This is a genomic window from Pseudomonas sp. Leaf58, assembly GCF_003627215.1.
GTDB lineage: Bacteria > Pseudomonadota > Gammaproteobacteria > Pseudomonadales > Pseudomonadaceae > Aquipseudomonas.
In genome coordinates this window covers 273,673-285,297 of sequence record NZ_CP032678.1, presented here as the reverse complement: position 1 = coordinate 285,297, position 11,625 = coordinate 273,673, and the positions used below count along the sequence as shown (strand labels likewise).

General features: G+C 54.8%; 21 protein-coding genes. 4 read left to right on the top strand and 17 right to left on the bottom strand.

Annotated elements, in window-relative coordinates:
* Positions 1-30: 30 nt before the first annotated feature.
* Genes DV532_RS26750 through DV532_RS30510 form a run of 3 tightly spaced genes read right to left on the bottom strand, consistent with a single transcriptional unit; the run spans position 31 to position 665 of the window.
* Complete coding sequence (locus DV532_RS26750) at positions 31-339, bottom strand: DUF3828 domain-containing protein (protein WP_156675948.1); 309 nt, start codon at positions 337-339, stop codon at positions 31-33.
* Between the two features lie 12 nt (positions 340-351).
* Positions 352-510: a hypothetical protein gene (locus tag DV532_RS30515; RefSeq protein ID WP_156675949.1), complete on the bottom strand. Its 159-nt coding sequence runs from the start codon at positions 508-510 to the stop codon at positions 352-354.
* Positions 511-512: 2 nt separating this feature from the next.
* Positions 513-665, bottom strand: coding sequence for a hypothetical protein (locus tag DV532_RS30510; protein ID WP_156675950.1), 153 nt, complete (start codon positions 663-665; stop codon positions 513-515).
* Between the two features lie 224 nt (positions 666-889).
* On the opposite strand from DV532_RS30510, the gene DV532_RS26745 reads away from it, so the two are divergent.
* Positions 890-1,969: a hypothetical protein gene (locus DV532_RS26745; protein WP_056799304.1), complete on the top strand. Its 1,080-nt coding sequence runs from the start codon at positions 890-892 to the stop codon at positions 1,967-1,969.
* A 117-nt stretch (positions 1,970-2,086) separates the two neighbouring features.
* Here the strand turns inward: DV532_RS26745 and DV532_RS26740 are convergent, their stop codons facing one another.
* Positions 2,087-2,740, bottom strand: coding sequence for an OmpA family protein (locus tag DV532_RS26740; protein WP_056799307.1), 654 nt, complete (start codon positions 2,738-2,740; stop codon positions 2,087-2,089).
* A gap of 192 nt (positions 2,741-2,932) precedes the next feature.
* Between DV532_RS26740 and DV532_RS30790 the strand changes: the two genes are divergently transcribed.
* Positions 2,933-3,391, top strand: coding sequence for a zinc ribbon domain-containing protein (locus DV532_RS30790; RefSeq protein WP_201785244.1), 459 nt, complete (start codon positions 2,933-2,935; stop codon positions 3,389-3,391).
* Positions 3,392-3,427: 36 nt separating this feature from the next.
* Here DV532_RS30790 and DV532_RS30505 read toward each other — a convergent pair whose 3' ends face one another.
* The 12 genes from DV532_RS30505 to DV532_RS26675 form a co-directional block, all read right to left on the bottom strand.
* Positions 3,428-3,655, bottom strand: coding sequence for a hypothetical protein (locus tag DV532_RS30505; protein ID WP_156675951.1), 228 nt, complete (start codon positions 3,653-3,655; stop codon positions 3,428-3,430).
* 5 nt (positions 3,656-3,660) lie between these two features.
* On the bottom strand, positions 3,661-3,945 hold the full coding sequence (locus DV532_RS26730) for a hypothetical protein (RefSeq protein ID WP_056799310.1): 285 nt from the start codon (positions 3,943-3,945) through the stop codon (positions 3,661-3,663).
* A 224-nt stretch (positions 3,946-4,169) separates the two neighbouring features.
* Positions 4,170-4,835, bottom strand: coding sequence for a hypothetical protein (locus DV532_RS26725; RefSeq protein ID WP_056799313.1), 666 nt, complete (start codon positions 4,833-4,835; stop codon positions 4,170-4,172).
* A gap of 574 nt (positions 4,836-5,409) precedes the next feature.
* Positions 5,410-5,706, bottom strand: a complete 297-nt coding sequence (locus tag DV532_RS26715) for a hypothetical protein (protein ID WP_156675953.1) — start codon at positions 5,704-5,706, stop codon at positions 5,410-5,412.
* Positions 5,707-5,717: 11 nt separating this feature from the next.
* Complete coding sequence (locus tag DV532_RS26710) at positions 5,718-5,957, bottom strand: hypothetical protein (protein WP_056799319.1); 240 nt, start codon at positions 5,955-5,957, stop codon at positions 5,718-5,720.
* 88 nt (positions 5,958-6,045) lie between these two features.
* The gene (locus DV532_RS26705) at positions 6,046-6,297 is read right to left on the bottom strand and encodes a hypothetical protein (RefSeq protein WP_056799325.1); all 252 of its coding nucleotides are present in this window, start codon (positions 6,295-6,297) and stop codon (positions 6,046-6,048) included.
* Between the two features lie 17 nt (positions 6,298-6,314).
* On the bottom strand, positions 6,315-6,725 hold the full coding sequence (vapC, locus tag DV532_RS26700; protein WP_056799328.1) for a tRNA(fMet)-specific endonuclease VapC: 411 nt from the start codon (positions 6,723-6,725) through the stop codon (positions 6,315-6,317).
* Positions 6,725-6,955, bottom strand: coding sequence for a type II toxin-antitoxin system VapB family antitoxin (vapB, locus tag DV532_RS26695; protein WP_056799331.1), 231 nt, complete (start codon positions 6,953-6,955; stop codon positions 6,725-6,727). The genes vapC and vapB overlap by 1 nt, the downstream gene beginning before the upstream one ends.
* Positions 6,956-7,110: 155 nt before the next feature.
* Positions 7,111-7,395: an integrase gene (locus tag DV532_RS26690; RefSeq protein ID WP_201785245.1), complete on the bottom strand. Its 285-nt coding sequence runs from the start codon at positions 7,393-7,395 to the stop codon at positions 7,111-7,113.
* A gap of 383 nt (positions 7,396-7,778) precedes the next feature.
* Positions 7,779-8,036, bottom strand: coding sequence for a hypothetical protein (locus tag DV532_RS26685; protein ID WP_056799337.1), 258 nt, complete (start codon positions 8,034-8,036; stop codon positions 7,779-7,781).
* Between the two features lie 29 nt (positions 8,037-8,065).
* On the bottom strand, positions 8,066-8,689 hold the full coding sequence (locus tag DV532_RS26680; RefSeq protein WP_056799340.1) for a hypothetical protein: 624 nt from the start codon (positions 8,687-8,689) through the stop codon (positions 8,066-8,068).
* Between the two features lie 55 nt (positions 8,690-8,744).
* Positions 8,745-9,509, bottom strand: a complete 765-nt coding sequence (locus DV532_RS26675) for a hypothetical protein (RefSeq protein ID WP_056799343.1) — start codon at positions 9,507-9,509, stop codon at positions 8,745-8,747.
* A 296-nt stretch (positions 9,510-9,805) separates the two neighbouring features.
* Between DV532_RS26675 and DV532_RS26670 the strand changes: the two genes are divergently transcribed.
* Entirely contained in the window at positions 9,806-10,423 is a 618-nt protein-coding gene (locus tag DV532_RS26670) for a hypothetical protein (RefSeq protein ID WP_056799344.1), read from the top strand.
* Positions 10,424-10,501: 78 nt separating this feature from the next.
* Here the strand turns inward: DV532_RS26670 and DV532_RS26665 are convergent, their stop codons facing one another.
* On the bottom strand, positions 10,502-10,813 hold the full coding sequence (locus DV532_RS26665) for a hypothetical protein (protein ID WP_056799349.1): 312 nt from the start codon (positions 10,811-10,813) through the stop codon (positions 10,502-10,504).
* A 127-nt stretch (positions 10,814-10,940) separates the two neighbouring features.
* On the opposite strand from DV532_RS26665, the gene DV532_RS26660 reads away from it, so the two are divergent.
* Entirely contained in the window at positions 10,941-11,612 is a 672-nt protein-coding gene (locus DV532_RS26660; protein WP_120715439.1) for a hypothetical protein, read from the top strand.
* The last annotated feature ends 13 nt before the right edge of the window (positions 11,613-11,625 follow it).

Sequence of the window (11,625 nt, the reverse complement as noted above, 5' to 3'; positions counted from 1 at the left end):
AGTGTTTAGCGTTTGCAGTTAATCTGGTTTTCATGTTTGCCCCAGCGCTGTCTCACAGTTCTTTTGGTAAAGCCCCGTGGTGCGCGGCCCAATATGCGCAATTTTCCAGCAACCTTGCAATGGCTTGAGTTGCACTAGCAGACCCTGCTTCACGCCGGAAGCCTGCTCCAGCGTCACTGCAACCACGGCTTGGCTGCTGCTTTCGAACTGGGTTTTCACCTCCAGCGCACTGCTCCAGCCCGCATCCATGCCAGGCGCCTGGATGAAATAGTCCACCCCGGTACCAACCTGGTCTGCGCCAGCACCTACACTCAGCTCGGCCAGCAAGCCACGTGACACCAATCCGCCCAGCTAATCCTGGTTGGTGGCCAGCGCCGATCGACCGTCGTTGAGGGCATTCAGGTGCCAACTATAGAACACCTCGGTCGCTTGCCGTGGCGCCTTCATACACACCGCTTCTGCGGCTGCCCGTTGCATCAGCAGGGCGCCATACACCAGCGGATACAGCATCTTTACCCCACCGTGGAGGTGCGCATCGAAACCGTGGGCAACTGGTAGATGTAGTGTGACAGGGCATCGCGACAGACGCTGCTGACCACGGAAAAGACCAGCAGGCACTGCAGGAAAATCCGACACTTCACCAATTTCTCGTGAAAACCTTCCACGCTGGCATTCCTCATCCATCATGGGCTTTGAAAGCAGTGGATGGCAATTTACCGATAAACCGAACGATAGGCAAGGTTAAAATTGCCATTATGGCAATCGGCAGAACTTCAGCGCCGAGCCCCGGTGTTCGGGCGCTGCAGCCTGCAGGTGGCGACAGTCACTCTACCCAGGGTAGACTCTCCCGTGGGAAAATGCTGGCAAAAACCAGTTAGGAACTGAAATTGTGAAAACCTACCACGACATCATCCCCCTGGCCTGTCACACCTTGATCACGGATGTCCTCAAGCGTGGCTGTCGTGATGTCTATAACGTCGTCAGGCGCTCGGATGGACAACCCGCACGCGACATTCCGCTGAAAAACACCGTGGACATGGATGCGGGCCTGCTGCAGTGCTTGGTCAGCTTTCTGACTTTTGAAAAGGTTGACTACGGCCATCTGGTTGACCAGCACAAAAGCAAGCAGGACAGATTGTGGGCACGATTCGGTGGTTCCCAACTGCTCAGAAGGCCGCATGACAGTGCGCTGATGGATTTGCGCAGACACATAGCAAGCCAGGACAGCATTCCATGGCTTGAATCGCATGTGCATTTCTGGCGTGATCTGGACGTGCTGTACAAGGCGTTCGATGAAACCGATCAGCGTGAGATCGATGCTTTCTTCGACCTGCTGATGGGAAAACCCTACGCTGAACTGGTATCTGAATTTTCCATCAAAGTTGACAAGGACGCACTGGCTGCAGCCAACGTGCTGAGCAATGAACACCATTACACATCGTCGTCGCACCTGGACTCATTGATCCGGGGCGATTGCGCATGCTCTTTGTTCTCGATGACCGCTGGAAGTCAAATTTCGCAAACGCCTGAAGATCGGGATTATGGTGATTTCTATCATGATGATTTTTTCTTCTTCAATCATGGGCATGGAGATGATTCCGCGAATTCACCGGGAAGCGCTGATGTAAAGGGTCATGAGTTCAGGTCTCGACACCCCAGGCTGAAGGATTTCGAGGTCGAAAATCGAGGCAAACGCTTTGAGGCATTGAGCGATGCCCTGCTGGCTGCATTTCGGACTGAGGTTAGCAACGGCTACAAAAGGAACATCACAATCTTCTTCCTTGGGAAGGTCGCTATCAGTGGGGAGCTGCAGCCCAACAACTTCATAGTCAAGGCTATCCACCCGTCTATGGCGAGGGGCACCAACTTGACAAAGGAATTTATGCTCGAAGACATTGTTACTGCGGAACAGCAGGCTGAGTTTGACAATCGAATGGATGATTTCCTGGCCCTGGAGCTGGGTCTATAGCCAAGGCAGATGGGTTGTTCCTGATGGCTGGTTCGGCCTGCTATGAGTCCTGCCTGGCCAGCCAGCAGGCGCACCAACGGCAAGTTGTTGGCGCACCGAGCGCTGCCTCAGGTGGGTTTACGCCCCGGCTGCCACCACTGGGCGAAGGCTGATCTCCACACGACGATTTTGCAGTCGACCGCCTTCAGTGCTGTTGCTCGCCACAGGCTGATCGGGCCCAGCGCCATGAATCATCAGGCGATGCCCACCCACCCCCTGGGAAATGATGTGCTGAGCAACGTTCTGCGCTCGCTGTTGTGACAGGTTCATGTTGTACTGCCGTGGGCCGGTGTTGTCGGTATACCCCACCACCGAGACGGTGGTCTGGTCGTATTGCTTGAGCGAAGCCGAAACCTGGTTGAGCGGGCTGTAGAAATTGCTGGCGATGTCGCTGGAGTTGGTCTTGAAGGTGACATTCCCCGGCATGATCAGCTTGATCGAATCACCTTCGCGCTGAATATCTACCCCGGTACCTGCCAGTTGCTTGCGCAGCTCGGCCTCCTGCTTGTCAGCATAGTAGCCGTACCCGGCACCCGCGCCGCCCGCCAGCACGGCACCAATCAGTGCGCCCTTGCCGCGATTGCCGTCGCCACCGATGAGTGCGCCAGCGGCAGCGCCGGCTAGGGCGCCCACGCCGCCATAGGTGGTCATCTTGTTCATGCCATCAAGGGCGCAACCGGAGAGCATTGCGGCGATCGTCGAAGCAGCGATCAAGCGAAAAGCGGTTTTCATGGGTAGAAACTCCTGTTAATAAAGGCTCAACCTGGCCTGGAACCCAGTCCATGGATTGATGGCAGCTAAATTAACGACAATACAAGGATGATGTCAATTAGCTGAATACTCGAATCGCTAAATCAATTTACAGCCAACGCGAAAACCGCTCCAGCCCCCATCTGGACATGCTCTAAAGATCAGCCTCAAACCTTGGAGGGTTCGCAAAAAAACGTCGCGGATGGTTCAAAATCATTGGATGGAACCCGTCCTGCCCTCAACCATTCCACGATCGCAGTCATCAGCTGCGTCCGCAGCTTATGGCCTAGCCCCCTATTCAACAAGGATTCACGCATCGTCTTCAAGATTTTAAGCGAAAGAAACACCGCTCAATCCTGCTCGAACTACCAGCAATTGCCAGATTCAAGGACAATAGGTATCGCTGGGCTTGGAATAAGAGAATGGATTTGCAATGGGTGCGGTGTCACCCACGATCGCGACGCCAACGGCGCCAAAAAAATTCCTGCGCTCGGGCATGAGCGTCCAACTGTGAGAATCCCCTTCCAAAGTAAGGATTCGGTGGGGGGGAATGCCAAGCCCCCATTTGCCATTAGCTTGGACAACTACTGTTTCAACATGGGCATAGGCCGCATGCATCACAGACGCAATTGAATCAGTGATGTTATTGTTTTACGTGGACGTTTTCCCTTAACAATCTGACGGATTGGCCATCGCAGCCAAAGGCCGATCCACCAGATAGTCCATATGGGCTACAGGGTTATTGACTACGTTTGCAGCATGTCCGGCTAACGAAAGATTCCCTGTTGCAACCATCTCGCTAGCCAGATCGTCAAGCTTTGCAGCTTTTTTGCGCAACTGCTCGGCCATGCTGCGAATGGCTTCTACCGTTGGTTCAACGTCATAACGATGTTTCATGGGCTTCATGATTCCGCTGGCTTTCTTGATAAGTTTGAGGAGGCTGCTGATGCAGTCCGCTTGATGAGATCAAGCATCTCAGCAGAGGTTAGAGAAAGAGCCTGTTCCTCGCCGACAAGGGCACTCCATTTCTCAAGCCCAAGCTCTTCTGCCAAGGCCGCTCTGGTGACAGCGATCGATGAATCGTTATTGAGGAGCACCACCAAGATACCTCCCACAACATCCACGGCCTTTACGCCAGGGAGTGTGGCTAGGTCTTTGTAGCAAAGCGGGGTGTAATCAGTAGTCATCGGGCGTTTTCACTCAATTTGGCAGTCCAGTGAGGATGTGCTCACCTGATCAACAATGCAATCGAAGAATTCTACAGCTCCTCAGTCTTACGGGTGTCACTGTCCCGTTCAACAAATAAGCTAGTTTATAGTCATGGCCGGTTTTCCTGCATTCAAGTGGGCTAGCGCCCGGACTTTGGTGTAAACCAGCACCGTGAATGGTAACACGCTGATCCTTGTTTTGATCAGGTGTATTGAACAAAAAAGAACCCTGCTTCGTCACCTTGGTTTTTTCGCCGCGCTCGCTTGTCCAGATAGATGTAACCTATGCCATCCAGGAAGATCCCTTCCTGCTCGGGGGCCCAGCGGCTAACTTCATAGTCAGTCAGTTGCAAAAGGAGCAAGTACCGGTCTGGAACATAAATTGGATCTTGCATCCAGGCTGCTCGACCGAGTTGCTTGCTGATTCCCAGACCGGAGTCCTCGTCCGCGTGCTCTTCGGCAAATTCATCTTCGGTCATCGGCTCGAAGTCGATAAAACGGCGCTCCAGCAAGAGCGTTCCAGGTGGGGCTGTTAACTCTTCCTCACACAACCGATGGAGAATGAACCGTGCGTAACCATTGTGGATGCCAGGCAGCTCCGCTTGCTCATGAAGTGAGTAGCGGCTGACGACAGATGCCTTGAAGCCCCCGTCGCGCTGTTTTCTAGCGGTTATGAATACCGTGGCAGCCATGTCGGGCGGAAAGATTTTAGCTGGGAGGAAGCTTTCCATGACCGTGCAAAGAGGTGTCATCGGCTCCTGGGTGTCAGGTGACAGAGGCCACAATCCTGGGTCGTCCATACGAACACTGCCACCCACCTGACCAAAGCCTTTGTCTTCTTCTGTAAACACGATTTTCATTAAGGTCATTGGGGGACTCCAGGCAGAATGATGTCGGTTTTCTATATGTTCTGGTCTGGGTGCGCAACGCCTGACCAGCGACGAACATCCATCAACGCCTGATCGTCCAGTTGTGCCTTAAGCAACAACGCAGGGTCGATTCCGAACCCTGATAGTTTTGCCGGGGCTATCGAGGTGGCATGCAACCACCAAGCCCATTCCCTCAACTGGGCATCGGTCATTGAGCCGGAGGTCGTAGACCCAAGGAACAGCGTTGGGGCTTGGGCCTTTTTGCCAATCATGCGGCGAAGCCATCGAAGGATCACGAGTCGAATTCCTATGTCTTGGAGTTTTCGGGCAGTTGAACAAACCGCTGACCAGCGCCTACCCCCGTTTCCCATTGAATCAGGCCCATTTCACGCACCATTCGGCTCAAAGCGATGAAGCAACCTGGTGGGCCTCCGTTCGCGCTATAGCGCCAAGACCTTGGGTGGCTTTCAGGCGGATAAACCCGCATGGCAACTCGTGAAAACTGAGCGCTCCACCAGCCAGTGCATCATTAATCCGCTCGCGGGTCGGTTTGATCTTCACGTATGTTACCCTGCTATTCCAAGGTGAGGCCGGTCAGGTCGAAATACTGGTTCGAAAGCACCGCCATCTCTGCCCGCATTGCCGCCACTTCTTCGTCGCTGTACTTTTTGCCGTGTCCAACAGCAGCTACCCGATCTTGTAGAGTGTCAAACTGTCCCTCAATCCGGTTGGCTTGCCTTTGCCGCTCTGCGGAAGTCGCTTGATCCAAGCTCAAAGGTGCTGGCTCCTTCTTGCCGCAATCAGAGCACCAGCGAACCCCCGCTCCCTCTGTGTGTTGGTTTTGATGGTTGCATGCTTTCGCTTTACTCATCGTAGTTTCCCCTAACTCATTGCTGCCCGAAGAGTGGCAACTGCTTCCTCGTACAACTCCTTTCTCCAGTATCGACCAGCGTAGTGCTTGCGCTGCCTGACCACGCTCATGCCCAGCTCGAACGAGCGCTTCGCCTCGCTGACGGTGACAAATCCTTTATGCCCTTCCGAGGACACGGCGGTGATGACTACGCCGAGCATTTCATCCGCTTCAGCAGACCATCCTTCAGGGAGAGAAATCGGGAGTTCCATGAATTTTCCTCTAGTTAGCTTTGTAAGGCGAAGCCTGGGTTGGCAGATCGAGCAACAGTCCAAAGTCTTGCGTCCATATGGTGTTATCCTATGGCGCGTCAGGGACAACCGCGACCCATTCAATTGCACCGTTGTAGTCGTCGCCGCCTTCGGCCTTGAAGACCTGCCCGGCCTTGTCCACGGCATAGGCGCCTGGGCGTTCGCTGGCCGGATCACGCAGCTCATTCTTCCAGCCGTATACCTTGCCTTTCCACACCAGAACAACGCCCTCACGATGTTCCTGGTTGTCTTTTCGCCATTTCGCGGCAGTCAAGCGTAGCGCCTCGATCAGTTGTGCCATGGCCGAGTTTTCCTCAGTTACGCGATCGGGGCGACCCAATCCTCAATTCTTAAACCGGGCACGCGGTCGAACTCGCAGCGGTTGTTAGTGACAACAATCAGCCCCTGAGAACGGGCATGCCCAGCGATCATCTGGTCATAGGGGCCAATTTGTTTACCAAGACGGGCCAGTTCAGCACGAAGCTGACCAGTGTGGGCGGCAGCTTCTTGATCATACTTGAGCACCTCCAGTCGAGCCGCAAAGCCTTCTACGTCCGCAAGATTGCGCTCGGGGTTCGAGGACTTCTCCGCACCGTAGATAAGCTCCATTAGCGTCACGGTGCTGATGCACATCTGGCCGTGATGCCGCTTGAAAACCTCACGCACCTCTTGGGGACGGTTCTTGATGGTGAAGATGCAAATGTTGGTGTCGAGCATGAATTTGAGCATCAGAAAGTCTCGCGCTCCTGATCGGCAGGCTGTTCGCGCTCCGCCATGAAGTCAACAGTTACGCCTTCGCTGTCGAACCAGCTATCCCAAGACTCGCCAGCAGGGGTAATGATCCGGGCTCGACCAAGAGCCACCACATCGACACGCTTCACGTCATCAGGAAGGGCAACAGCCTTGGGTAGCCTCACCGCCTGGCTGCGATTGCTCTGAAAAACGGCGCCTTGTTCCACGGCACACCTCGCGGGATATATCAAATGTATATCCCATGATAATGAAGCATGTGTATATGTCAATGGGATATACACATAAATTCATACAATCGTAGCCTTGGAGCCGCCTTCCTTCAGGTAGGTGAGGACGTCAAATGGCCATGTAGAAATTCTCGTCATATGGTTTCCTGATCGACGGTCAGATATGGCTTGCTGTGGTCTAGAGATTGGCGGCCCAGGATGGTTTGCACTGTATCCACGTCGACGGTCGCGGCAAGCACCTTCACTGCCAATGTCCGGCCACCACTGTGCGATGAGCTCTGCTTGATTCCGGCCTGCCGGTAGAGCCTGGTGATTGTCTCTTCCAACCTGCCACAGGCGCTGTACACCTCTGGCCCAGCGTGCAGATCTCGATACTTGAGCGCCGGTTCAAAGGCTTGCCCTTTGTGGGTGGTGACCATCCTTGAATCAGGGCGAAGGCCCCTGTATCGCCACCGCTTGAAGTTCGGGCATGCATTTGAGCGCGACAATAGCAGGCTGGCCAGACTCCTCTGTCACCCGAGACTCTCCCGCCTGGGCTTGTACGCTCATCTGTGGTCACGCTCGCGGGGTCTGGCGTGCAGGCTGGGGAATATTGACCACGTTTGCGCAATGCCAACCAGCCCCCGCGTGGTGATCTTGACGGACGAGGCCAGATGATCCAGGCAGGTTTGGTCTAGCTTTTGCGGTTCTTTCTGAAGCTCTCCCAGGAGGGAGTCCAAGCCGCCCAGAAGGTGGCATAAACCCTATCTGTGGGAGATGACGTAGCGGATGTGCTGAGAAAATATTAGCCGACAACCTTTTACTAATAGAGATGGCCAAGTTGGTGGCGGATTTTCTCAACCGGCTGCAGCTCACCCAGTGTTTGTCGGTCAAAGGGGCACGCCATGTCCAGCTTGACGAATGCGCTCTTGAGCGTGGTGCTGGCCATCCCGTCAAGCTCAGACACGCCGAAGATTTCCAATTCTTTGGCAATCTTGCTGAGAAGTTCGGCGTATTCGCTGGCAGTCAGACTCAGGTGGATGTCCTGCTCTGCCGGTGCCTGATCACGATCGTTGTTCATGGCAGCCCGCCTCCCTCTGGTCGGTGGAATTAGTCGACTTCTCTCATGAGCTTCAGCTCCCACTGCATATTAAGCCTAGCCTGTTGCTCCCACAGGTCAACGAACTCCGGACGGCTGTAGATACGCGATCGGGCCAGGAAGTCAGCCAAAACCTTCCCCCGGCCCACCTGAAACGCCTGATCGGGTACCCAGGCATACTCACGCCTGACGGCCTGAGAGTAGTCGGCATAGGCCGAGCGTGGGGCCCCCAGGATCGCCAGGTCAACGTCCACCACGAATTGCTGATCCGGATCGATCGGCGCCGAGGGGTGCTGTGTGGCCAGGATATGTGCCGACACGATAGAGGCCGAGCGAACGTCCTGCGCCATCCATGCCCCGGCCATTTCAGCGCTCAACGCTTCGTTGTCCGCACGCTTGGGGTCGTAGACGACATCGTGCATCCAGAACGCATACTCGACAAGATCCAGGTCGGCCACCAGGGTGCGGTACTGATCAAACAGCACCAGGCACTGAGCAACATGGCGCAAGGTATGGTAAGTGCGCCCTTCGGCCTGGTAATGAGCCTCCAGGATCCCCCATTTGTGCTCTGGCGTGTCGATGCCCAGCCGCTGGCAAAGGTCAATCCATCGGGTTTGAAGCATTGTCTGCGTCATCAGGCCATTTTCCAGCGTCCAGGTGACCCTACACTAGGGGGCACGCCCACAGGGGTCAAGACGCCTTGCCGACCTGCTCGTCACCAGCATCCCAGACCTGCAGATGGGCGGGTGCGGCACCGGTCGTGGTGTGCGGCGTGAAGGGATAATCGATATCAGGGTTCAGTGACATGCGGGTCGAGGTGTAGGCGAGCTCCGAGAACGAAACACGCACGAACAACCGATCATCCGTGTCCTGATCAGCTGGCACCGCCGTGTACATCTGGTAGCAGTTAAGCAGGTACAGGTGCCCGGCCAGGGTTGGTTTCACCATATCGTCATAGACCTGCCGCGCCAGCGAATCAAACACATGGTGTTGGCTAAGGTTGATGCCAGACAGATCGAACCCCTGCGTGCTGATTTTGAACGGCAGTTTGTTTGTCCACAAAAAGTGGTAACAGCCGCCCTGCTTGACCGGAACCTCGGCGCCCTGCAGGCCTTCCGCATGCCATCCTGGCGTGCGCTGCGTGCCACCCTTTTTAAAAGGGCGAGAATCGAGGGTCACGTAGATGAAGCGGTTGCGCACCGGCAGATCAGCCGCCCTGGCGTGGGCAACGCAGGCTTCGATGAAGGCCCGTACTGGTTCGCCAAGGAAGGCGGGAATCTTCAACTCATTACTATTGCGCAGCTTGATCAGCAGGTTGTTGGTCGAGACGCCTGGCTCAACTGCCAGGCTGGCCTTACCGAAATCGATTGGTTGCCGGCCACGCTCAAGCCGACGCAGGGAGAACGGTCTGGTGACCTCGTTGCGAAACTGCTCGCCGATGAATACCAGTGACATGCCCTTCTCCTTTCGATTGGTGACTCCCATAGAGTATACCAGGTATACGCTATTCGCAATCCTTTCATGGACGCATGGCTTCACAGGGTTGAATCAGGTGATTTTTTCGCGCCATTCGCATCATTGTCTTTCTTCGCATGTTCACCGATGATCACGACTTGTTGTTTGCATGTACGAGCACTATATGAAAATGGTGTGACGAAGTTACAGCTTTTTATTGCTTATTGATTCTGCTTTATAATATATTGATGCTGTTATTACTCCATCTGGAGTTTCAATAACAACAGGATTTAAATATGTCCAACCAAAACACCAAGTTCTCCGGCATCAAACAACTGTCCAGAGACTTTGCCATCACCATGATGCAGGCCAATAAGGCTTTGAAGGTCGGCAAGATCATGTCGGCGACAGGTGAGCCGGTAAAGCCTGAATATGCTGTGTTAAGGCCGTTGTCAGACGGCACCCCAAGGTACGTCTGGAATGAAAAAGTCGCCTACAAGGCGTTCATCAAAGCAGGGCACCCTGCACCAAGCGAACTTGATCATTACAGCCATGTGCAGAACAAGCATCAGGCCGAAAGCCGGATTAATGACGCCTTCCAGAAAATGGGAGAAATTGCCAAGCTTGATGAGCTTTACGACACGTCGCCAGGGGTGGTAGAGGCTATCTATGAGGTATATCAGGGGGCTGTCTACAGCGATAATCATGCTATTGGCGGCCCTTGTGCCGTCCGGATCCTCAACAGCAAGGAGGCGTGCGCCACCTTCATAAACAGGTTCCACCGGGTAGTCGATGACTATGAGGCTGGGTGCAAGGCTGTATGTGTGAACGCCAAGCAAATTGAACGCATCGAGTTTTATGCTGCTGCGCTCAGGCGCCTTGGGGCTTGGGTGCAGCTCCAGTTTTTCCGCTAAACAGAAGGGCGAGCGGCTGATGCGAGGCTAATCTCCCCCTTCGCAGGGGGCTGAAGAGCCTGCTGCATTCAGCCCGCCCTACTCCAGGCCAAGGATCTTGCGCTCACGAGGATTGAGTTTTGCCAACGCTTTCTGACGCTCGGCTTCCTGCTCGCGGTCGTACAGCTCGTCTACTGACTCGAAGATCAACAGTTCAGCTGGTCGCACGCTGTACTTCCTGCATTCTTCAGCATTGTGAAAGCCCATGCAGCAGTACTTGCTGAATCGAGGATCGCTGACGATGGCGTCGGCCAGTTCGCGGGTGTGCGTATAGCCGAGAGTAATGGTGTAGCCACGGCCCTCGGTGGTGTCCGAGTTGTAGGTGATGGCGAACAGATTCTGACTGGTCATGGTCGTGATTCCTTGTCCTGTTTGTCTTGACCACAAGATATACCCGGTATACATTACTGTCAACCACCCACCACAGGGCACAATCATGAGCCATGACTACGGACACTGCATTAGCTGCAGGACAGAAATGTCGGTCATCGACGACGACCCCAATGGGGATCACAACGCCACCTGCGCCCGCTGCAGAGCTGAAGAAAAACACGACTTCGACGCCGAACCTGGCGCAGTATTCGATCGTGCTGGCAACATGATCGTCTACGAACAGCATCCGGTGGTCAATCACACCCTGACGACTACGCTAGCCACCACCTTGCGGAATATCCAGCAGCAGCCCCAGCGCCAGGACGGGGCCAATGATCAGCTGCGTGACCTGCGGGTCGTTGCAAACCGCCTCGGCCTCTATGATGCTGCCGATGTCATTGGCAAGATCCTGGGTGAAAACCAGTACACCTGCGGCAAATGCCGCAAGGTGCATGGGTCGTTCAGCAGCGCCAGCAACTGTTGTCAAGCTGATCATGTGGAATGCCCGCTTTCCGATCTTCCGCACGATGCCGAGGTCGGCTATGGTTTGGCTTACCACTACGGCAACGGTGCTTTCAGCGCCAGCTGGGAGATCGTCAAGAATGGCTGCGAGGGCAAAGGCTTCGCCGTGCCCGTCTACCCACTGACACCATTGATGTGCAAGACGCTCACGCTGCTCAGTGACAATAGCCGTGAAGCTGGCGAGTCTACAATTAAGGATGCGATCAATCGGCTGATCAACAAGCGCAACCAACCCTCGCCCCTCCTTGGATACTGAGCGGTTGCCCCCT